The organism is Nocardioides endophyticus, from assembly GCF_039543845.1.
Lineage (GTDB): Bacteria > Actinomycetota > Actinomycetes > Propionibacteriales > Nocardioidaceae > Nocardioides > Nocardioides endophyticus.
Map to the genome: position 1 here is coordinate 434,127 of NZ_BAABKN010000014.1, position 20,665 is coordinate 454,791.

Annotated in this window: 18 protein-coding genes, 1 tRNA gene and 2 pseudogenes; 15 read left to right on the forward strand and 6 right to left on the reverse strand. The window is 68.8% G+C overall.

All coding sequences use genetic code 11. The features are described 5' to 3' along the window. The first annotated feature begins 46 nt into the window (after window positions 1-46). A complete protein-coding gene (locus ABEA33_RS12355) occupies window positions 47-817 on the forward strand; it encodes a hypothetical protein (protein WP_345527078.1) in 771 nt (256 codons plus the stop codon). 83 nt (window positions 818-900) lie between these two features. Here the strand turns inward: ABEA33_RS12355 and ABEA33_RS12360 are convergent, their stop codons facing one another. After that, window positions 901-2,103 (reverse strand): homogentisate 1,2-dioxygenase, encoded by a 1,203-nt coding sequence (locus ABEA33_RS12360; protein ID WP_345527079.1) that lies wholly within the window; start codon window positions 2,101-2,103, stop codon window positions 901-903. A gap of 68 nt (window positions 2,104-2,171) precedes the next feature. Between ABEA33_RS12360 and ABEA33_RS12365 the strand changes: the two genes are divergently transcribed. From ABEA33_RS12365 to ABEA33_RS12380, 4 genes and pseudogenes are all read left to right on the forward strand, one after another. Next, entirely contained in the window at window positions 2,172-3,059 is an 888-nt protein-coding gene (locus ABEA33_RS12365; RefSeq protein WP_345527080.1) for a hypothetical protein, read from the forward strand. Beyond that, window positions 3,056-4,231: a fumarylacetoacetase gene (gene fahA, locus ABEA33_RS12370; RefSeq protein WP_345527081.1), complete on the forward strand. Its 1,176-nt coding sequence runs from the start codon at window positions 3,056-3,058 to the stop codon at window positions 4,229-4,231. The genes ABEA33_RS12365 and fahA overlap by 4 nt, the downstream gene beginning before the upstream one ends. 20 nt (window positions 4,232-4,251) lie before the next feature. After that, on the forward strand, window positions 4,252-4,566 hold the full coding sequence (locus ABEA33_RS12375; protein WP_345527082.1) for a hypothetical protein: 315 nt from the start codon (window positions 4,252-4,254) through the stop codon (window positions 4,564-4,566). Between the two features lie 61 nt (window positions 4,567-4,627). Further along, window positions 4,628-5,859: pseudogene (locus tag ABEA33_RS12380) on the forward strand (GNAT family N-acetyltransferase). A gap of 4 nt (window positions 5,860-5,863) precedes the next feature. Here the strand turns inward: ABEA33_RS12380 and ABEA33_RS12385 are convergent. Further along, window positions 5,864-6,598 carry a class E sortase gene (locus ABEA33_RS12385; protein WP_345527083.1) on the reverse strand — a complete coding sequence of 245 codons (735 nt, stop codon included), beginning with the start codon at window positions 6,596-6,598 and terminating at the stop codon, window positions 5,864-5,866. Between the two features lie 17 nt (window positions 6,599-6,615). On the opposite strand from ABEA33_RS12385, the gene ABEA33_RS12390 reads away from it, so the two are divergent. Together ABEA33_RS12390 and ABEA33_RS12395 are read left to right on the forward strand one after the other, a co-directional pair. Beyond that, complete coding sequence (locus tag ABEA33_RS12390; protein WP_345527084.1) at window positions 6,616-7,560, forward strand: metallophosphoesterase; 945 nt, start codon at window positions 6,616-6,618, stop codon at window positions 7,558-7,560. Between the two features lie 3 nt (window positions 7,561-7,563). Continuing rightward, window positions 7,564-8,289: a ZIP family metal transporter gene (locus ABEA33_RS12395; RefSeq protein WP_345527085.1), complete on the forward strand. Its 726-nt coding sequence runs from the start codon at window positions 7,564-7,566 to the stop codon at window positions 8,287-8,289. A gap of 43 nt (window positions 8,290-8,332) precedes the next feature. Here ABEA33_RS12395 and ABEA33_RS12400 read toward each other — a convergent pair whose 3' ends face one another. Beyond that, the gene (locus ABEA33_RS12400) at window positions 8,333-9,043 is read right to left on the reverse strand and encodes an acyltransferase (RefSeq protein ID WP_345527086.1); all 711 of its coding nucleotides are present in this window, start codon (window positions 9,041-9,043) and stop codon (window positions 8,333-8,335) included. Window positions 9,044-9,267: 224 nt separating this feature from the next. On the opposite strand from ABEA33_RS12400, the gene ABEA33_RS12405 reads away from it, so the two are divergent. Then, window positions 9,268-9,951, forward strand: coding sequence for a CHAP domain-containing protein (locus ABEA33_RS12405; protein WP_345527087.1), 684 nt, complete (start codon window positions 9,268-9,270; stop codon window positions 9,949-9,951). 114 nt (window positions 9,952-10,065) lie between these two features. Continuing rightward, window positions 10,066-10,461, forward strand: a complete 396-nt coding sequence (locus ABEA33_RS27455) for a hypothetical protein (protein ID WP_425577399.1) — start codon at window positions 10,066-10,068, stop codon at window positions 10,459-10,461. Window positions 10,462-10,689: 228 nt separating this feature from the next. Here the strand turns inward: ABEA33_RS27455 and ABEA33_RS12410 are convergent, their stop codons facing one another. Then, the gene (locus ABEA33_RS12410) at window positions 10,690-11,865 is read right to left on the reverse strand and encodes an MBL fold metallo-hydrolase (protein ID WP_345527088.1); all 1,176 of its coding nucleotides are present in this window, start codon (window positions 11,863-11,865) and stop codon (window positions 10,690-10,692) included. 694 nt (window positions 11,866-12,559) lie between these two features. Further along, a complete protein-coding gene (locus ABEA33_RS12415; RefSeq protein ID WP_345527089.1) occupies window positions 12,560-12,958 on the reverse strand; it encodes a zinc-binding dehydrogenase in 399 nt (132 codons plus the stop codon). Window positions 12,959-12,972: 14 nt separating this feature from the next. Here ABEA33_RS12415 and ABEA33_RS12420 point away from each other — a divergent pair. The 6 genes and pseudogenes from ABEA33_RS12420 to ABEA33_RS12445 all read left to right on the forward strand — a co-directional run. Then, a pseudogene (locus ABEA33_RS12420) lies at window positions 12,973-13,533 on the forward strand (amidohydrolase family protein); the annotation flags it as partial. Beyond that, window positions 13,533-14,336, forward strand: a complete 804-nt coding sequence (locus ABEA33_RS12425) for an SDR family NAD(P)-dependent oxidoreductase (RefSeq protein WP_345527090.1) — start codon at window positions 13,533-13,535, stop codon at window positions 14,334-14,336. The pseudogene ABEA33_RS12420 and the gene ABEA33_RS12425, both read left to right, overlap by 1 nt. 43 nt (window positions 14,337-14,379) lie before the next feature. After that, the gene (locus tag ABEA33_RS12430; RefSeq protein WP_345527091.1) at window positions 14,380-15,093 is read left to right on the forward strand and encodes an NADP-dependent oxidoreductase; all 714 of its coding nucleotides are present in this window, start codon (window positions 14,380-14,382) and stop codon (window positions 15,091-15,093) included. A 274-nt stretch (window positions 15,094-15,367) separates the two neighbouring features. Further along, window positions 15,368-16,639: a sensor histidine kinase gene (locus ABEA33_RS12435; RefSeq protein ID WP_345527092.1), complete on the forward strand. Its 1,272-nt coding sequence runs from the start codon at window positions 15,368-15,370 to the stop codon at window positions 16,637-16,639. A gap of 37 nt (window positions 16,640-16,676) precedes the next feature. Next, complete coding sequence (locus ABEA33_RS12440) at window positions 16,677-17,339, forward strand: response regulator (protein ID WP_345527093.1); 663 nt, start codon at window positions 16,677-16,679, stop codon at window positions 17,337-17,339. 289 nt (window positions 17,340-17,628) lie between these two features. Further along, entirely contained in the window at window positions 17,629-19,845 is a 2,217-nt protein-coding gene (locus tag ABEA33_RS12445) for an MMPL family transporter (protein WP_345527094.1), read from the forward strand. A 682-nt stretch (window positions 19,846-20,527) separates the two neighbouring features. Here the strand turns inward: ABEA33_RS12445 and ABEA33_RS12450 are convergent. Continuing rightward, a tRNA-Tyr gene (locus ABEA33_RS12450) sits at window positions 20,528-20,610 on the reverse strand. Between the last annotated feature and the right edge of the window lie 55 nt (window positions 20,611-20,665).

Sequence of the window (20,665 nt, forward strand, 5' to 3'; positions counted from 1 at the left end):
CTAGGTTTCAGGGGTCTGCCGCTCAAGCGACGCACGAGGAGCCAACATGTCCACGAACGAACCCCCTCCCGAGCAACCCGTCCCGCCGCCGTCCGGTGGGTACGGCGAGGCTTCCCCGCCGACTCCGCCGACCGGTGGGTACGGCGAGGTGCCTCCGCCTCCGCCGCCGGGCTACGCCGGAGCGCCCCCGGTGGGCGGTGGCTCGTACAGCGCCAGCACCGCCTGGAGCTACGGCTGGAAGAAGTTCACGGGGAACCTCGGGTCGATCCTGATCGCCATCCTGGTCCTGGTGGCGGTGCAGATCGTCTTCCAGGTCGTGAGCTACTTCGTCCGGGACTCGTACATCGTGTCCTTCCTGATCAGCCTCGCCTCTTGGATCGTGTCGATGATCATCGGCGCGGGAATCGTCCGCGGCGCTCTCGACATCACCGAGGGCCGGGAGCTCGATCCGAAGACGCTGCTGACTCCGCAGAAGCTGGGCGAGGTGGTCGTCGCGTCGGTGCTGATCGGCATCGCGACGTTCATCGGCTTCATCCTGCTGGTGATCCCGGGCCTGCTGGTCGCGTTCTTCACGTCCTTCACGCTGTACTTCCTGATGGACAAGCCCGAGCTGGGCGCGATCGACGCCATCAAGGCGAGCTTCGAGTTCACGAAGAACAACGCGGGCAACGTGATCGTCTGGTTCCTGCTGTCTCTGGTGACCTACATCGTGGGCTTCTGCCTGTGTGGCGTCGGATTGATCGCCGCGATCCCGGTGATCATCCTGGGCACGGCCTACACCTACAAGACGCTCAACAACGAGCCGGTCGCTGCCTGACCGCTCGGTCGACGTCGACCCGCCCTCTCGCCGAGAGGGCGGGTCGACGCATTTCGGCAGGTGGGCTGCCGGGCAACACGGACTCAGCTGTTGGAGAAGACCGCCGGATCGTCCGGGCCACGCCCGCTCCACGTCCAGGCGTACGCCGAGTCCTCGACCGCCAAGCCACCCTCGCCGAGGTCGAGCGGAGCGAAGGTGTCGACCATGACGGCGGACTCGTCGAAGTAGTCGACTCCCAGCGAGGCCTCGATCGCGGAGGGCTGCGGGCCGTGGGCGTAGCCGCCGGGGTGGAGAGAGATCGAGCCCAGCCCGATGCCGGAGCCCTTGCGAGCCTCGTAGTCGCCGCCGACGTAGAACATGACCTCGTCGCTGTCGACGTTGGAGTGGTAGTAGGGCACCGGGATCGACAGCGGGTGGTAGTCGACCTTGCGCGGCAGGAAGTTGCAGACCACGAAGTTGTGGCCCTCGAAGACCTGGTGCACCGGCGGCGGCTGGTGCACCTTGCCGGTGATCGGCATGTAGTCCTCGACGTTGAACGTGTAGGGATACAGGCAGCCGTCCCACCCGACGACGTCGAACGGGTGCGTCGCGTAGGTCATCCGGGTGCCGACGATGCCGGCACTGGTGCGGTGCTTGACCAGGACGTCGACGTCGGTGCCCTCGAGGTGGAAGGGCTCGGTCGGGCCGTGCAGGTCGCGTTCGCAGTACGGCGCGTGCTCGAGCAACTGGCCGTAGCGCGACAGGTAGCGCTTCGGCGGTGCGATGTGGCTGTTGGCCTCGATCGCGTAGAGCTGGCTCGGCTCGGCCGGTACCCACCGGTGCGTGGTCGCCCGCGGCACGGTCACGTAGTCGCCCGCGCGGTAGTCGATCACCCCGAACACCGTCTGGACGACGCCGGACCCGGACTCGACGTACACGCACTCGTCGCCGATCGCGTTGCGGTAGTACGGCGAGTGGTCGGTGCCGGTGAGGACGTACGAGATGCGCACGTCGTTGTTGCCGAGGACGAGACGCCTGTCGTTGACAGCATCTGGCCCGGTCTCGAGATCGTGCAGCTTGAGGTGCCGCGGCTTGAGCGGGTGGTTGGGGGTGCGGCGCTGGTCGGGGAGCTCCCAGACCTCGGAGCCGACGATCGCCGACGGCACCCCGCGGTGGTAGAGCAGCGAGGAGTCGGAGGAGAAGCCCTCCTCCCCCATCAGCTCCTCGTGGTAGAGGCGGCCTTCAGGGTCGCGGTGCTGGGTGTGCCGCTTCGGCGGGACCTCGCCGACGCGTCGATAGTGGGCCATGAGTCCTCCACGTGTTCGATAAACGAACGCGATCGTCCGTTATCTGATCCATGGTTAGAGTAGCCAGCGTGTCAACGGACGCCCTCCCCACTCTGCCACCGACTCTCCCCCCGGCTTGGCGCGGCTTGGTCGACGACGCCGCGATCTTCCCGCCGGTCGACGCCCCGATCCACGAGGCCGCGGGCTCCCACCAGGCTCGACGGCACGAGCCGTACGCCGACCTCGTCGGCACCTTCGTGGTCCGCGACACCGACATCCCGATCCTGCGCGGCACCCCGCTCGCGCTCTCTGTCGTGGTCACCGGGGGCGCGGGGCAGATCTCCGGAGCCGCCGGGCTGGGGCGCAAGCTGCATGTCGCCATCGAGGGCCTGGAGATCGCGTTGCGCGACCCCGCCGACCCGGTCGGCGCCGCCCGTCGCGTCGTCACCGCCGTGGACGCCGCCAGGACCGAGGGCATCCTCGACGACCACGTGCCGGTCTACGTCGAGATCCCGTCGTCCTGCCCGGAGCCGGCCTGGCTCGCTGCCGCGGACGAGGTCGCGGCGGCCGAGCTGCGGCTGAAGTTCCGCACCGGCGGGCTGGAGGCGCACGCCTTCCCCTCCGCTGCCGCCCTGGCCGCGTGGATCGATGCCGCGCTGGACCGGGAGACATCGTTCAAGTGCACGGCCGGGCTGCACCGCGCCGTACGCCACACCGGCGATGACGGCTTCGAGCACCACGGCTTCCTGAACCTCCTGGTCGCGACCCGGCAGGCCTTCGACGGCAGTCCGCGGGCCGAGGTCGTCGACCTGCTCGAGGAGCGCGAGCCCGCCGTACTGGTGGAGACCGCACGCGACCTCGACCTGGCCGGCGCGCGCCGGTGGTTCACGTCGTTCGGCTCCTGCTCCGTCAGTGAGCCGCTCGACGACCTGCTCGCCCTGGGCCTGATCGGTCCTGGCTTGCTGGAGGAGTCATGAGCACCTGGGTTCCCGGCGCCGACGGGTCGCTCTTCGACGTCGACAACCTGCCGTACGGCGTCTTCTCCCGGCCGGGCGAGGAGCCCCGCGTCGGCGTCCGGATCGGTGACTTCGTCGTCGACCTGGCGCCGATCGCCGCCGCCGAGATGCTCGACGTCCACCACGTCTTCCAGGAGCGCTCCCTCAATCCCCTGATGGCCGAGGGCCGTCAGGTCCGCGAGTCCGTACGGCGCTGGGTGACCGGCCTGCTCACCGACGAGACCGAACGCGATCTCGTGGAGCCGTCGCTGCTTCCCCTCGCCGACCTGACGATGCACCTCCCCGTCGAGGTCGCCGACTACGTCGACTTCTACGCCTCTCTCGACCACGCGACCAACGTCGGCCGGATCTTCCGACCCGACGGCGAGGCACTGCTCCCCAACTGGCGACACCTGCCGGTCGGCTATCACGGCCGGGCCGGCACGGTCGTCCCGTCGGGGACACCGGTCGTGCGGCCGCGCGGCCAACGGCCCGGTCCCGAGGGGCCGACGTACGGAGCGTCCAGGCGGCTCGACATCGAGGCGGAGCTGGGCTTCGTGGTGGGTGTCGGCTCGACGATCGGCACGCCCGTGTCGTACGACGCGTTCGCCGACCACGTCTTCGGTGTCGTGGGGCTCAACGACTGGTCGGCACGCGACATCCAGGCCTGGGAGTACGTGCCGCTCGGGCCGTTCCTCGGGAAGTCGTTCGCGACGTCGATCTCGCACTGGGTCACCCCGGTCGAGGCGCTGTCCGCAGCCTGGGTCGACCTGCCCGGCCAGGAGCCGGAACCCTTGCCCTACCTGGGCCCTGGCGCCACGCAGGGTCTCGACATCGACGTGGAGGTGGCGCTGAACGGCGAGGTCGTCAGCCGGCCGCCGTACCGCTCGATGTACTGGTCTCCCGCTCAGATGCTCGCCCACCTCACGGTCAACGGCGCGTCGCTGCGCACCGGCGACCTCTACGGCTCCGGGACGATCAGCGGCCCCGAGCCCGACCAGCGCGGCTCCTTCCTCGAGATCGGCTGGGGCGCCGACGGGACCTTCCTCGAGGACGGTGACGAGGTGGTGCTGCGCTACACCGCGCCCGGCACCGGTGGCGGCCGGATCGCCTTGGGCCAGGTCATCGGCCGGGTCGAGCCTGCTCGGACCTGACCTCGACTACATTGCCCGACATGGCGAACGAGCGGGCGGACGCAGCAAGCACCGTCGCGGCACTGGCGTTCGGCGGCATGATCGCAGCCCCGGTCGGGATCGTCTGGGCGCTCGCATCGTGGCCGGACGAGAGCACCGGCGACAGCCACGTGGTGCCCGTGCTCGGCATCATCGTCGCGGTCGCCGGCGTATGCGCGCTGCTGGCGGCGGTCGTCGCGTGGGCCGTGCGGCTCGGCATCGCGTGGTCGGGACTACGGGACCAGATCGTCCACGACGTACGGCATCCGCCCCGGTCCATGGCCGAGCCGAGCTACCTCGACGAGGACGGTCGCTAATCGGGTTGTGGCTCGGCCTCCGCGCCGCTTGGCTGAGGGCATGACCGACATCAAGGTGGGGATGGCCACCGACGCCGACCGCTATCTCGCCACCGACCAGACCGTGTGGTTCGCCGAGGTGGTGTCCGCGCCGACGGAGGAGCAACTGCTCGGTCTGCCGGTCGACCAGCGCTTCGCCGCCGAGATCGACGGCGCCGACGAGGGCACCTACCCCGGCGTCTACGGGGTCTTCCCGATGACACTGTCCGTCCCCGGGGCGCACGCCGGCCTGCGACAGGTCCCGTGCGCCGGACTGACCTGGGTCGGCGTGCATCCCGACCACCGGCGGCGAGGCGTGCTGACGGCGATGCTGCGCCACCACTTCGAGCAGGTGCACGCCGAGCCCGGCATGCACGTGTCCGCTCTGCACGCGAGCGAGCCGGCGATCTACGGCCGGCACGGCTACGGTCTGGCGTCCCTGGAGCTCGTGGTCAGCCTGTCCCGCGGCGCCACCCTGACCGCGCCGGGACTCGACGACGCCGCGAAGACGATCACCACGCGGATGTCGACGGCCACCGATCCCGGCGTGCCCGGGCGACTGCGCGAGTGCCACCTCGCGTACGCCGAGCTGGGCGCCGTCGTCGGTGCCCTCGAATACTACGAGCGGGTCTGCCAACAGCTGCCGGAGCACCTGCGTGACAAGGAGCCGTGGCGGGTGCTCTTCGCCCGTCGCGACGGCGCGGACGTCGGGTTCGCGGCGTTCCGCCGCAACGACAAGTGGGAGCACGCCCGACCGGCAGCGACGCTGGACGCGTGGGCGGTCGTCGGTGAGCCCGCGACCCGCCTGGCCCTGCTGCGGCGCCTCGTCGACTTCGACCTGGTCTCGACCGTCAAGATCGGGACGGTCGGCGCCGACGACCCGCTCCTGCTCTGGGCCGGTGGCCCCCGTGCCACGGGCGGCATCGAGACCTACGACAGCCTCTGGATCCGGCTCGTCGACCTGCCCGAGGCGCTGATGGGCCGCGCCTGGAGCGCGCCGTGCGACGTGGTGCTCGACGTGGTGGACCAGGCAGCACCGTGGAACGAGGGCCGTTGGCGGGTCCACGCCGACGACACCGGCACGGCCACCGTCGAGCGGACGACGCCGACGTACGCCTCCCGGTCGAGGTGCTCGGTTCCGCGTACCTCGGCGGCGCCAACCTGCTCGGCCTCGCCCGCGCCGGCTTGGTCACCGAGCAGCGCGCAGGCGCAGCGCGTGAGCTCTGGCGCGCGCTCCGGTCCGACGTCACGCCCACAGCAGCCGTGGGCTTCTAGCGCGTCAGGCCTTCGGCTCCTTCGACACGAGGTGGCCGAAGGCCACCAGCCGGTTGTCGGTGTGGAAGAGCTCGGCGCAGGTGACCAGCGTCAGCAGCCGGGTCGGCCCCACTCGGTCCGAGAGCGACTGCCCGGTCTCCGGGTCGACCGGCTCTGCTGCAGTGACCCAGCCCGCGTCGAAGTCGACCGTCAACGAGTCGCCGGAGGTGTCGAGCACGTAGGTGTACACAGCGTCCTGCGTCTCGACGACCACCTCGTCCCCGGCGTCCAGGTCCGGCATCTCGCGCAGCGGCTCACCGTGCGTGATCCGATGGCCGGCCAGGGCGAAGTTGCCCTGACCGCCGGGCTTCGGTGAGCTGTCGAAGATGCCGAAGCCGCGCGTCAGGGTGTCGTCGTCGGTCCCCTCGTGCGCCGGTACGACGTAGTCGTCGCCGAACCGCGGGATCCGGATCAGCGCCACGACGTCGCCGGCGAGCTCCTCGTCCTTGGCGGAGACCGATCCCTCCCCGTCACTGTCCTGCTGCCACACCCGTTCGGTGGCGCCGACGATCGACTTCTGCTCGCGCTTCGACGCCCAGGTCGTGCCGTAGAGCTGCCAACCGACGTACCCGAGCACGAGCACACCGGCGACGATCATTGCGACGCCTACCCAGACGAGGTGCCGCCACCTGTTTCGCGGTTGCTGCTCGTCGCGCTGTTTCCCTGCCACCCGGCCAGTCTGCCGCCTCGGCCACAGCATCCCGGTAGCGTGGCGACGTGCAGTTCGGCCAGTACCCGGCCCCGGGTCACGTCATCGCCCACCTCTCCGACCCCCACCTGCTGGCGGCCGGCGAGCGGCAGTACGGCGTCATCGACACCGAGGTCGGCCTCGCGCTCGCGCTGGGGCGACTGGCCCGGCTCGACCTGCTCCCGCAGGCCCTGGTCTTCACCGGCGACCTCGCGGACAAGGCCGAGCCAGCGGCGTACGCGCGCCTGCGTCAGTTCGTCGAGCCGGTGGCGGCGGAGATGGGCGCCCAGGTCGTCTGGGTGATGGGCAACCACGACGAGCGGGCGACGTACGCCGCCGAGCTCTTCGGGGAGACCGTCCCGGACGGCGGATCGCCGACCCAGGACCGCGTGTACGACGTGGCCGGGTTGCGGATCGTCTCGCTCGACACCAGCGTCCCCGGCTACCACCACGGCGAGATCAGCGACGAGCAGCTGGCGTGGCTGGCCGACGTGCTCGCGACGCCGGCGCCGCACGGCACCCTGCTGGCGCTGCACCACCCGCCGATACCGATCCCGATGATGCCGGCGGCCGAGGTCATCGAGCTGCTCCAGCAGGAGCGCCTGGCCGCGGTGCTCGAGGGCACCGACGTGCGCTGCATCCTCGGCGGGCACTTCCACTACTCGACGTACTCGACCTTCGCCGGGATCCCGGTCTCCGTGGCGTCCGCGACCTGCTACACCTCCGACCCGGCACCGCTCGAGCGGTTCGTCTCCGGCGTCGACGGCCACCAGGCGATGACGATGGTGCACCTCTACGAGGACCGGATCGTGCACACCGTCGTCCCCGTCGACGAGGCTCTCGAGGTGAGTGGCTTCCCGTCCGACGTACGGGCGCAGGTCGAGGCACTCTCCCCCGAGGAACGACGGGAGCTGCTCTCGCGCAAGGACTCCCCCATCTACACCGGCGAGATCCAGGTCCCCGGAGTGGTCTGAGCCGTGGCGGAGGCACTGTTCTGGGGTCTCTTCTCGTCCGCGGCGCTCTTCCTCGGCCAGCTGCTCGCGAAGCCGCTCGGCAGGTCCGAGCGCGCGATCGGGCTGATGATGGGCTTCGGCGGCGGCACCCTGCTCGCGGCCGTCGCCTACGAGCTGATCCCCGAGTCGCACCTGACCGACGGCTGGCAGATCGTCACCGCAGCGATGGTCGGCGCACTGGCCTACTACGTCGGCGACCGGCTGGTCGACCGTGGCGGCGGTGCCGCCCGCGTGGCTGTCGCCCAGGGCAAGGGCGAGGGCGGTTCCGGGATGGCGATGTTCCTGGGCGCGCTGCTCGACGGCATCCCCGAGGCGTTCATCCTCGGCCTCGGCCTGGCCCTCGGCGGCGAGATCAGCCTGGCCTTCCTGGCCGCGATCTTCGTGTCCAACATCCCGCAGGGGCTCGCGGGCACGACGAGCCTCCAGGAGGCGGGTGCGTCGGGGCGCCGGATCACCCTGATGTGGGGGCTGCTCACCATCGCGTGCGGCATCGCGTCACTGCTCGGCTACGTGATGGCCGACAGCCTCACCAACGTGGGCACCTACGCCAGCGCCTTCGCCGGCGGCGCGGTCCTGATGATGCTCGCCGACTCGATGATCCCCGAGTCCTACCGGCACGGCGGCCGCCTGGTCGGCCTGCTCACTGTGATCGGCTTCCTGGTCGCCGGGATCTTGACCGTGCTTCAGTAGCTGGCGGCGGGTTTCCCGTCTGGGACTGGTGGGACGACCAGCCCTACGCCGTCGCCTCGTCCTCGGCCTCGAGAGCGGCCGCGGCGGCGAGGCCGAACGGGCCGTGGAGCACCGGTCGTACGTCGCCCCGGGTGCCGACCCAGCCGACGCCCGGCTCGAGCCGGCGCAACACGCGGGCGGGTGCACCGCCGACGACCGTGTGGTCCTCGACGACGCCCCGGACGACCGAGCCGGCGGCGACGACCACGTTCCGGCCGATCCGGGTGCCGGGAAGGATGATCGCGCCGTGCCCGATCCAGGTGCCGGAGCCGATCTCGACCGGATCGTGGGTGCCGAACTGCTCGCCGATCGGCAGCTCGGGGTCCTGGTAGCCGTGGCTGGCGTCGGACACGAAGATGTCCTGGCCGAACCACACGCCGTCGCCGATCACCACCGACTCGTGAGCGACGATCGTGCACCTCGCGCCGATCACGCAGCGGTCGCCGATCACCAGGGCCCGCTCCGGGGCGCGGGTGTCGAGGACGCCGTACCCGACCGCCAGGCTGACGTGCCGCCCGACGAGCGTGTCCTCACCGATGTGGATGGACCGCTGCCCCATCAGAGTGGCCATCGGGAAGCCGATGCTCGTGCCGCGCCCCAGGCTGCCGAAGCCCTCCGCCGCCCGGGTGCCGGGGACGATCTGGCCGACCCGGTCCAGCCAGCGTGCCCCGGTCAGCACAGCGCCGTTCGCCAGACGCCTCGCGATGCTCTTCACGGACGGAGGGTAGCGGTCGGGTGTGGCGGACACCACGCGAACGCCCAGGCTGGCATGGGCCAGATCACGATCGATCCGGGATCATCGGACGCGAGCCGCCCGTTGTATCGAGTGCGCCCTGGCTGGGTCATCGTCCGCCTGCGCCGTCCTGCCAGAACCGCACCTCCGTGTGCGTCGTCACGCCGCTTCGACCGCGACTGGCTCGCCTACGAAGGAATCCTGCTTTGCCCCGATCATCCGTGATGCACCGCGCCGCCGGCGCGCCCATCTGGGTCCTGATGACCCTCGCCGTGGTGATCGTCGCCAGCACCGCCCTGGTGGCGACGTACCGGCACACCAGCCCGCCCGCCGCGCCGCAAGCGGCCGCCGCAGAGCTTCCGAAGTCGTCGCCAGCGGCCGCCGGCGTCCGGCGGGACTCGGTCTCTCGTTCGTCGGACCGCCCCCGCGGCCGGGAGCCGCGCCAGCCCGTGAAGCGGGCGATCCCGATCGTCCGCAAGCCCATCCCCACCCTGCCCCTCGCCAAGAGCGATGCGGCCGAGACCGTCGCCGCGGCCCAGGCCTCGATGTACAACGTCCCCGGCCAGTGCCTCGGCTGGTCGCGCGAGCAGGCCGACATCCCGTCGCGCTTCATGGACGCCGCCACCGCGTGGGAGCACGCCACCGGCCGGCACTCGCGCGACACGACACCCCCCAAGGGCGCCGCGGTCTACTGGACCGGCGGCAGCGGCGGCCACGGGCACATCGCGATCTCGGTAGGCAACGGGATGGTGCGCTCCTCCGACGCCGGCGGCTCCGGCGTCGTCGCGACGATCTCGCTGCGACAGCTCACCCGCGAGTGGCACCTGACGTACGTCGGCTGGGCCGACTCCATCAACGGCTACCGGATCCGCGGCGTCGCGAGCGCCTGAGCTCGGCCGGCGGGTGAAGGTGGTTGTTGACCAGGCTCCCCAGCGCTCCGCAATGCCGCTCGCGAGATCGCGGAGCTCACCTTCGACCACCACGCTCGTCCCAACTTTGTACGCCTGGTCGAGTTCGAGAACATCCGTCGCGGCGAGCATCTCCGCCAGGTGGCTTCCCGCAGCGACCTGAGCACACCTGCGACCTCCCTGCTCGAGGACGTGCTCGAACGTGGACGCACCGCGGAGTCCATCCGTCCGGACGTCGAAGCCATCGACGTCCACATGCTCATTGGCGCCTATGCGTCTTCCAGGTCGCAGCCAACAACACCGTCGGCTTCCTCTTCGGCCGTGACATGGTGGCCGCCGAAGTCAGCGAGCGGCACCGGCGCATGCTCGAAGACATCGTGGTCGCCTGGCACTCTGGCGCGTAGCGCTCCGTTGCGCGGCATCGGACCTCATCTGATCATGCGCCCGCGACCTTGGCGGCGGACGGTGCGAGGTCACGCGCGAGCGGCGTAACGGCCGTTTTGAGCCGCGCGTAGCGGGTCGCTCGCAGTTCCTGCTCGGCACCTACGCCGCGTTCCGCAGCGAGACGATGTCACCCCTCAGGCGGCACGTCTGAGCTCAACGCTCACGAGCCAGATCCCTGTTACGCGTTCCTGAGCTGACACTGCAGCTGGGATGCGGTCTCGAGCTCCGCGTTGCGGACGCCAGTGGCCCCTCTGTCAGTCCTGCGGCGTGACTTTGCTAGCAGCAGTCTGCAGGCGCCTCGGAGCTGGCGCTGATCGCCGCCGCCCCTGTGCTCGCAGCGCGTTCCCGACCCCGCCCCTTGCGCTCGGCGTACGGGTACCGGTCGAAGCGTCTGAGTTGGGCGATCCGCCCCCGGAGGATGCTCGGGTCACGCGTGGCGGCGTCGAAGACCATGGGCTTGAGGTAGTCGCTCGGGTCGGCGGTCCACCGGATGTCTGGCCACTGGTCCGGGGGCAGCCCCATGTTGCGGAGCTGCTCCAGGTACACGGCGTAGTGCACGACGGCCTTGGTCTCCCCGACGTCGCTTCCGCCTGTGGTCTGGTGATTCGGGACGAAGATCTTGGCTCGGACTGCTTGTTGGTAGTCGATTAGGTCGCGGAGTCCGTTGTTCAAGAAGTTCGCGGTCCCGACTGCTGCTGAGAACCAGTCGAGCGGAGCCATAGCCATCAAGATGTCGGTGATCCGCTGACCGTCGGCCGGCACGCCGTCGGGCCATGCCGAGCCCTTGCCCTCTCTGAGGGCTCCGATGGTGTCCTGCCAGCCCATGGAGAAGAAGGAGCCGCGCCGCAGGGTGATGTTGTAGAACATGGCCACCGGACCACCGTCTCCGCCGCCGGTGCGGAGGTTGAGCTGACCGGGCTGCGGGGGGTTGGAGGGTCGCAGCGGGATGCCAGGCGGGAAGAGAGCGGCATCGCGCGGGTCCACCGGGATTACACCGTCCGGCGGCACCAGGCTGTTGCGCGGGTACGCTGGGTCCGCCGGCGTGGCGATGGAGTGCAGGTGCCTGAACGCCACCACCTGGGCGAAGGGTTCGAGGAAGTCGAGGCGCAGGATCTGGGTGCCAGGTGTCGATCCCGCTGTGGTCACGACGACCAGGTCCAGCTCGACGTTTCTCGGGAACCGAGCGACCGGGTCTCCTTGGATCATCGGATCGTTGACCATCCGCTCGAAGTCGGCACGCATGGTGATGGCGGTCTCCTCGCTCGCGTACAGCGTTGCGCCGGTCTTGGCCGCGAGGTAGGCCGCGTTCTCCGCGTGGTCACTGTGGCCGTGGCCGATCAGGATGGCGCGCGGTGCCGCGTTCACGAGGTCCTGGATAACGAACGGAGTACGTCCGGGTGTCACCTCCAGACGAGTGATGAAGGTGTCGAGGTAGACCACCCGGCCTCCCACGGCGACTGCGAAGCTAGAATTTGTGATCCACGACACGATCACTCGGTCCAACGGGAGCAGTCCGGTTCGAGGGTCTACGTGCTCCACGCCGAAGATCAGTTGCCGGGCTGCGATGGTCTCGGGTCGTCGAGCCTGGTGGCGTTCCCGGCTGGTCAGCGAAGTGCCTGAGGCGGCTTGCGCGGGAGAGTCGACGACGCCAACCGCAGCCGCGCCGGCCACAGCGGCGCCCGAGCTCACAAAAGTCCGACGTTTCATCTCATGACTCCTTGGTCGTGCAGTTCGGTCACGTTCCGCTGGACTCGGCTGCGTCTAGTGCGAAAGTCCTTCGCGGCAGCCGTCGGTGACACTATGAACTCGGTCACATCATTGGCAACAGGTTGCCAATGGGTTGCCGCACCCGGGTCGCAACCGCCTCAACCAGGAGCCGGTCACGTAGTCGGCCCGGGTCCTCGTCCGTCCAGACTCCGGTCTTGATCCAACTGCTGACTGGAGAGGCCGTCAGGACGAGGCATCGACCAGGTGGGGCAACCGCTCTCGCCCGGAGACGGCACCGGCATCACGAGCAGACGTCTCCCGCCCTCGGCCAGTCTGGGTCGACGTCACGGGCCACCGGTACGACGAGAAGGACTGGCGCCCTGCTCAGTCTGCGCGGGCTAGCCGCGTCCCTGATGACACGAGTCCTGGGCGCTTTCAGCTAGGTCTGGTCAGAGATCGCCAAGGCAATCTTGCCCTGAAGGTGGCCAGCTTCAAGAGCACGGTGCGCGTCGGCAATGCGGTCGAAGGGGAAGGTCTCGTGCACGTGCACGCGAAGCTTGCCCTGATCGACCAGGTCGACGATCCCCCGTAGGGCCACGGGATCCGGGTCCACCCCGATGCCACTGAACCGCATTCCGGCCGCCTCGAACTTCGCAGCTTGTTTCGCGTCTCTCATGGCCGCCGCCGTCACCAGGTGGCCTCCGGGTCGAAGCACCTCGAGCGATCGGCCGGTGGTGTTGCCACCGAGCGTGTCGAAGACGATGTCGACATCGCGGACTGCAGCGGCAAAGTCGACCGACGCGTAGTCGATGACTTCGTCGGCGCCGAGGCTCTCCACGAACGCGGCCGGAGCACGTCAAGGAGTTCGAGCGATGCCTGAGTGACGGACCGGGCTTGATCGGACTGTCACTCAACCCGTCGACGCCGGCAGGGACCCCGGACCAGCCTGGGTGGGACGAGTGTCTCCACCTGTGCATCGAGGCGAAGCGGCCCGTCCTCGTCTTTGTCGGCATGTCCGCGACAGGCGCAGGGACGAGAGGAGGTATGGGCATCACCCTCGAGAGCTGCCACCCCCGTTACGTCGACCGGATCGCGGCGAAGTATCCCGACCTCGACGTCATTGCCGCTCGGGTCGCATGGCCGTGGCAGTCGGAGATGATCGCGATCGCCCTTCACAAGGCCAACGTGCGGATGGAACTCCACGGATGGTCTCCCCGCTACTTCTCCGAGGAGCTCAAGCGCGAGATCGGGAAGCGGCTTCGCAAGCGTGTGCTCTTCGGAGCCGACTACCCGATGCTCGGCCACGACCGACTCGTGGACGAGTGGACCCAGCAAGGCTTCTCGTCAGACGTGCTGGACGACGTGTTCTTCGGCAACGCCGAGACGTTCCTTTCCTCGATCGGAGTCGACTGATGGACCTGCAACTCACCGACAAGGTCGCCATCGTCGGAGGTGGGAGCGACGGTCTTGGCTACGCGATCGCCGACCGGCTTCTGGAGGAGGGCGCCCGAGTCACGATCTTCGCCCGACGAGAGGCGAAGGTGACGGCCGCTGTTAAGTCGTTCGCTCAGAAGTACGGCGAGGACCGGATCCTGGGACTCGCGGCCGACTGCGGGGACGCCGCCGCCCTCAACCGTGTGACGGCCGCGACCGTCGACCAGTTCGGCGCTGCCATCCACGTGCTCGTGACCAACGACGGCGGCCCTCCGGTCCGCCGGATCCCGGAGCTGACGGACGACGTGTGGGACCAAGCGCTCGCCCGCCACTTCTTCTACGTGGTCCGGTCCGTCAGAGCGACCCTGCCGTACATGACGGCCGAGGGTGGAAGCATCTTGAATGTCGTCTCGGGCATCGTCCAGCGCCCGGCTATCGGCATGGCCGCGTCCGTGGCGGTGTGGTCTGCCGTGATCGGCTATGCCAAGACCCTTGCCCTCGAGGTCGCCCAGGACGACATCACGGTCAACACGTTGCTGTCCGGATACTCCGATACCGCGCTGCTGGGCAGGGCGTTGGAGAGTCAGCCCGAGCTGTCGAGAGAGGGACTCGGCCGCGGGGTGCCGCTGGGACGCATTGGGCAGCCGCAGGAGTTCGCGAGCCTGGCCGCGACGCTCGTTTCGCCGCTCTCGAGGTTCGTCACGGGCATCGTGGCGCCGGTCGACGGTGGGTCCAGCATCGGCAGCGGCGCGAACTTCGACTCGCCCCACGCGTCGAAATGAGATCGAGACGTCGGACCGGGTTCGGCGAGTAGGAGAGGCACTCATGCGCATCATCACCCAGAACGACTTCGGCGGGCCCGAGGTGCTGTCCATCGAGGAGGCACCGGAGCCTCGACCGCTGCCCACCGAGGTCACCGTCCGTGTCAAGGCGATTGGTCTGAACCCGCTCGAGGCACTTATGCGCGCCGGCGTGTTCCCGCTGCTCGGCAAGCCGCCCTTCGTGCTTGGGTGGGACATCAGCGGAGTCGTCGAGGTGGCGCAGACGTGGCGCTTCATGCCAGGGGACGAGGTCTTCGGCATGCCCAACTTCCCTCGGGCGGCCAACGCCTATGCCGAGGTGGTGTCCGCTCCGGCGCTGCACCTCGTGCGCAAGCCGTCGGTTCGGTCGCACGTCGAGGCGGCGGCGCTACCGACGGTGGGTCTGACGGCCTGGCAGGGTCTCGTCGACCTCGGCGGCGTCAGCGAGGGTGACCGCGTGCTCGTCCATGGCGCCGACGGTGGGGTCGGCCATTTCGCGATCCAGATCGCGAAGGCGTTCGGCGCGCAGGTCGTCGCGACCGCCAGCGCGAGCAAGCGGGAGTCGGATCGATCCCGATCCAGTTTCCGAGGACCACGTCGGGGCAACTCCGGGCAAAGTCGAAGGCATAGTCGTGCTGGCTACGGACCTCGCCGACCTCCATCTTCGCGGTGTAGGCGAAGTCAAGCATCACCCTCGCGTTGGCCCGGCGGAACCGTGCAGCCTGTTCCTCCTCGCTGACGAAGCTCATGTTCCACTTGAAGTAGTCGCGCACCGCGGCCCGGTCCTCGGCGCTGTCGTACGGGCTTCCCTTCCAGCCCTGCTTGGTTCCCCAGTGGGACGCGAAGGGCACCAGACCGGCCCAGGTCTCGCTCAGGCAGTTGGACAACGGGATGGTCACTGGACAACGACCCTGGAAAGCAACACGTGCCGTCGACCCCGGGGCTCGGCCAAGGGGCAATTGCGCTCTCGCTTTCGCTACCGTGGTCAGCATGAGTCAGGCAGACGGCGAACTGTGAGGACGCCAGCGCCTGCCGAGATCGCCCGGCCCAAGCTTGCTGATCGGTTCGATCCGTGGGAGGCAGCCGCGGATGGCGTGGCGCTACTTGTCCTGCTCTGGCCCATCAGGGAACTCCAAGCAGACGGTGGCGGCATCGCCGGCATTGTTTTCATCGCGTTGTCTGTCGTGGTGCTGGTCGTGCGGCGTCGGTGGCCCCTGCCGACCATGGTTACCGCTCTCCTGCTCGCCTTGGTCGGGCCGCTGTTGGCGTCGGTGCTGTCGGTGTGGGTGGCTGCCCACGTGTGCCTCTTTTCGCTGGCGCTGCGGCGCCCCTTGCGCCTAGCGGTGTTGTCAGCTGCTGCGCTGTTCGCTGTCACGTTTGTTGGCGTAGTCGGTCAACTGGATTCTTCGGTGTTCGACCTGCGGGTCCTAGGGCTGCTTGCCTGGACCGCTTCGGTCACGGCCACCGGCGCGGCTGTCCGGTCGCAACGCGGCTATGTCGCGGCGATCGAGGACCGTGCTGCCCGTCTGCAACAGACACGTGAGAGCGAGGTGCGTCACAAGGTCACTGAGGAGCGCCTGCGCATTGCTCGCGACCTGCACGACGCGGTTGCGCACTCGATCACGGTGATCAGTCTGCACGCAGGCTCAGCCCAAAGCACCCTCGGCCGCTCGGAGGAAGCGACACGGACCTCTCTGGCTCACATTCACGCCGCGGCCCGGGGGGTATTGGCAGAGATGCAGGAGATCCTGCAAGTCCTCCGCACCGAAGGCAACGAGAGCGAGCGCCCCGCGTGGGTACAGATTTCGTCAGGTGGGCCCGTGGTGGGGCTCCGCGGGGTGCTCGACCTGGTCGAGTCGTTTCGCGCTACTGGTCTTTCGATCGACCTGTGTGACCGGACGAATGACGCCCCTCTGGGACCCGTTGGGGATGCAGCGATCTACCGCGTGGCCCAAGAAGCCCTCACAAACGCCCGTAAGCACGGGGTTGGCGTCGTGAGGTTGGAGATCAACGAGTGTGAAGGCGCAACGGAGTTGAGGGTGACGAACGACCGAGTTGGCGCGCACGAGTTCAACCGTGCCACCCGGGAGAGCGCGGGTGACGCGCCGACCTCTGGCTTCGGCCTGGTCGGTATGCGGGAGAGAGTCTCCCAGGCACGCGGAAATCTCGAGCTGATCGAGACCGCGACCTCGTTCACGCTGGTCGTCTCGTTGCCCCACGCCAGCACCACCTCTCCCGACTATGCCTCCCCGTACCAGGTCCCTGACCCCCGGGAGCCGCAGTGAACGGGCCGGGCACAAGTCGCGAGGGGGAACCGCTCAGGTGAGCCGCGTACGCGTCCTGCTCGTTGACGATCAACAGCTCATCCGGCTCGGCCTCCGCGGAATCCTGGAAGCCGACGAACGACTGACCGTCGTAGGCGAGGCCGGTGACGGCCGCGAGGCGCTGCGGCTGTGTGCAAGCCTGGAACCTCATGTGGTCTTGATGGACCTGCGGATGCCGATCATGAACGGCGTCGAGGCCACCCAGGAGATTCACGAGAAACATGGCTCCTCGGTCCAAGTGGTCGTGCTCACCACGTTCGAGACCGACACCAACGTGCTGGCAGCCCTCAAGGCCGGCGCGGCCGGCTTCATCAGCAAGGGAGCCGCCCCCGACGCCCTGGTCTGTGCGGTGCTCGACGTCGCGTCGGGCCAAGCGGCTCTGTCCCAAGGAGCCATGCAGTCCGTCCTAGGACACCTACGCGCCACACCCGCCACCGCTGAGCCACCACGCGAGCTCCTCGATCGACTGACCAGCCTGACGACGCGTGAACGCGAAGTCGTCATCGCCGTGGCCAGCGGGCTCAGCAACGACGAAATCGGCGTCCAGATGTTCATCTCCCCGTTCACCGTCAAGACTCACCTCAACAGAGCCATGTCCAAGCTCGGCCTCAGCGACCGCGCTCAAGTCGTGGTAGCCGTTCGCGACGCGGGACTCCTCTGATCTGGCGGACCCACACCCCGGATCCACGTATGGCCGGCGTCGGGAGAGCGTGACCAGCAGGGTGTGATGGCAAAGGGCCGCCACACCGCGCTCGAGGCCCCCGCCAGTCGCCGGTCACCAACCTCTTGGCCGGGTCACACGTAGCAAGCGCGTTGGGAGTGCGTCTACTGCGTCCGCAGTAGACGCGACCGTCCACGCAGACGACGCGCAAGCGGCGCGGTGCGGTGAGTCTGGGATGGCCGCGGGGGCACCGCGAACCAGCACCTCACCTACCTCATAAGGACATACCATGGCTCGTCTACTACAGCGGCTCGGCTTGTTCAGCGCCCGCAGCCGCAAGTCCGTCATCGCCGTCTGGGCGCTCCTGCTCATCGCCCTGGGTGTCATCACCATGTCCTTCTCGCAGTTCAGCGACGAAACGTCGACAATCCCAGGCACCGAGTCCAGTCAGGCACTCGAGACCCTCGAGGAGAAGTTCCCTGGCGCCCCTGAGCCACTGCACGGTGGGACGCTGCAGCTCGTGCTCCAGGCGCCGGACGACGGCGAGATCACCGGCGCGGCCGACGCCGCCGCAGCCCGGGACCTGATCGCCGAGGTCGCCACGGTCGAGGGAGTCACCGCGGTGAGCAACCCCTTCGACCCCGGCGACCCCTACATCTCTCCCGACGGCAGCACCGCGATCGCCACCGTCGACGTGGAGACCGGATCCGAGGCAGCGCTCGAGGAAGTCCAAGCGCAGGTCCGCGAGGTCGCTGATGGTTCTCCCGCGCTGACCGCCCAGGTTGGCGGGTCCATGGTCGACACCTCACCCAAGGTGTTCGGCCTCGCCGAGGTCATTGCCGCCGGAGTCGCGTTCTTGGTGTTGCTACTTGCCTACGGCTCACTCGTCGCGGCCGGCGCGAACATGCTCATGGCCCTGATCGGCGTCGGGGTCGGCCTCCTGGGTGTCCTGGCTGCCTCGGCGTTCTCACCCATCCAGACCACCACCCCGATCCTCGCCCTCATGCTGGGCCTGGCCGTCGGGATCGACTACGTCCTGTTCATCATCACCCGGTTCCGCGCCGAGCTGCGCAAGGGACGCAGCGTCACAGAGGCGATCGAGGTCTCCTCCGGCACGGCCGGCTCCTCGGTGGTCTTCGCCGGCGCCACCGTCGTGATCGCCCTGGCCGGGCTCTCGGTGGTCGGCATCTCGTTCCTGACCGAGATGGGTCTCGCCGCCGCCGGCGCCGTTTCTGTGGCCGTGCTGATGGCCCTGACGCTCACCCCCGCGCTCCTCGCGGTGCTCGGACGCCGACTCCTGCCGAAAACAGAACGAGCCACGACCCTCCGCGAACCAGCCAGCACCGACAACAGCAAGCTGACCGGGCCGGTCTCCTCGGAGCGGATCACGCTGCTGGAGCGATGGGGCTCCGTCGTGGTCCGACGACCCGTCGCCTGCCTGACCGTTGCCCTGATCGGGCTCGCGGTGATCGCGGTGCCGGCGCTGGCGCTGAAGTCCGCGCTCTCGGTGCCGGGTGGCGACGACCCCGAGGGTCCCGAGCGCGCGGCCTACCAGACTGTCGCCGAGGAGTTCGGGCCCGGCGCCCAGTCCCCGTTGGTCGTGCTTGCCGAGAGCGACTCGGTGAGGTCCGCCATTCCGGCCGTGCTGTCGATGCTCGAGGACACCGACGGGGTCGTCAGTGTGGCGACACCACAGGTTTCCAGTGACGGCTCGGCCGCACTGTTCACCGTCATCGCCGACACCGATCCGCTGGACGCGGCCACCACCGACCTCGTGAGCGAGATCCGCGACCGCGGCGCAGCCCTCGACGGCAATGCTGCCGGTGTCGACGTGCGCGTGACCGGTCAGACCGCTGTGGACCTCGACACGAACCAGAAGCTCTCCGAGGCGTTCGTTGTCTACGGCCTTCTGGTCTCCGCCCTCGCCGTGGTGCTGCTGATCTTCCTGTTCCGCTCGATCCTGGTACCGCTGGTTGCCGCCCTCGGGTTCGTGTTCTCGCTCGCAGGGGCGCTCGGGGCGAGCGTCGCGGTGTTCCAGTGGGGTTGGTTCGACTTCCTTGTCAACGCACCCCAGGGAGACCCGATCAGCAGCCTGATCCCCATCCTCCTCACTGGCATCCTGTTCGGCCTCGCGATGGACTACCAGGTCTTCCTGGTCTCGCGGATGCACGAAGCGCACCTGCGTGGGCTACCCCCCAAGGAAGCCGTACTCGACGGCTTCTCCCACTCCGCAGGCGTCGTCGTTGCCGCAGCAGCAATCATGACCGCAGTGTTCGCCGGGTTCGGTCTCAGCGCCTCGCCCATCGTGGCCTCGATCGGCCTCGGGCTCGCGGTCGGAGTACTCCTCGACGCCTTCGTGGTGCGACTCGTCATCGTCCCAGCCACCCTCTCGCTGCTCGGCGACAAGGCATGGTGGGTGCCCACCTGGCTCGACCGACTCCTGCCGCACATCCACCTGGAGGGCGACGACACCGTCAACCTCACCGACACCCCGTCGGCGAACTGAAGTGGCCCCACTTCCCGGATCCGCATCCCGAGCAGCATCCCGGTTCGTGATGGGCAGACTCCACCAAGCGCGTGGTCCGCGACAACCGAACGTTGACTTTGCAGAAGAATCGCGCCAAACAAGCCGAAGACACCCAGCGGAGCACCTCGGACAAGCAGGTCCGACGGACCGTCGCGCCCGATGCCCCCGCTCCTCTACGATCTACCGGGTCTGGGGAGCCGCACGCCGCCAGGCGCTCACCCCGCAACAGGCCGACTCGATGCTGGCCCGCCGCCCCTACGACCTGCGGCACGCCTGCCTGTCCACCTGGCTCAACGCCGGGGTCCCCCCGGCCCGGTGGCCGAGTGGGCAGGACACAGCGTCGACGTCCTCCTGCGCATCTACGCCAACTGCGTGGACGGCGACGACCAGATCGCCCTGGGACGCATCGATCAGGCGCTCCAGTGAGCTCGCGTGGGCTCCGCGAGCACCACTCGCGGGCCCTCCGGCACCAGATTTCGGAGCCTCCGGCGGGTGCCGGACCGATCGCACTCCTGCCTCGGCGACCGGTCCGCTCCGCAGAACTTCGGCACGTATTCGGCACAGACAGCCGAAATCGGCCGCTATCGGCCGACGACGGCCGGACACGTCAGAAGGGCCCCCGATCAGCGTCTCCGCTGGTCAGGGGCCCTTCCATCCCGTGTGGCAGGTGAAGGATTCGAACCTTCGTAGGTATACACCGACGGATTTACAGTCCGTTCCCATTGGCCGCTCGGGCAACCTGCCGGGGCGTCGCGCGGGCCGTTTGGCACCACGACAACAAGGCGAAACAATAGCGCAG

What these genes read in the sequence shown, in the direction of transcription:
- ABEA33_RS12375 (WP_345527082.1), top strand. Translation starts at nt 4,252, where the DNA reads ATGGCGAACGAGCGGGCGGACGCAGCAAGCACCGTCGCGGCACTGGCG.
- ABEA33_RS12355 (WP_345527078.1), top strand. Translation starts at nt 47, where the DNA reads ATGTCCACGAACGAACCCCCTCCCGAGCAACCCGTCCCGCCGCCGTCC.
- ABEA33_RS12430 (WP_345527091.1), top strand. Translation starts at nt 14,380, where the DNA reads ATGCGCATCATCACCCAGAACGACTTCGGCGGGCCCGAGGTGCTGTCC.
- ABEA33_RS12445 (WP_345527094.1), top strand. Translation starts at nt 17,629, where the DNA reads ATGGCTCGTCTACTACAGCGGCTCGGCTTGTTCAGCGCCCGCAGCCGC.
- fahA (WP_345527081.1), top strand. Translation starts at nt 3,056, where the DNA reads ATGAGCACCTGGGTTCCCGGCGCCGACGGGTCGCTCTTCGACGTCGAC.
- ABEA33_RS12385 (WP_345527083.1), bottom strand. Translation starts at nt 6,598, where the DNA reads ATGCTGTGGCCGAGGCGGCAGACTGGCCGGGTGGCAGGGAAACAGCGC.
- ABEA33_RS12425 (WP_345527090.1), top strand. Translation starts at nt 13,533, where the DNA reads ATGGACCTGCAACTCACCGACAAGGTCGCCATCGTCGGAGGTGGGAGC.
- ABEA33_RS12360 (WP_345527079.1), bottom strand. Translation starts at nt 2,103, where the DNA reads ATGGCCCACTATCGACGCGTCGGCGAGGTCCCGCCGAAGCGGCACACC.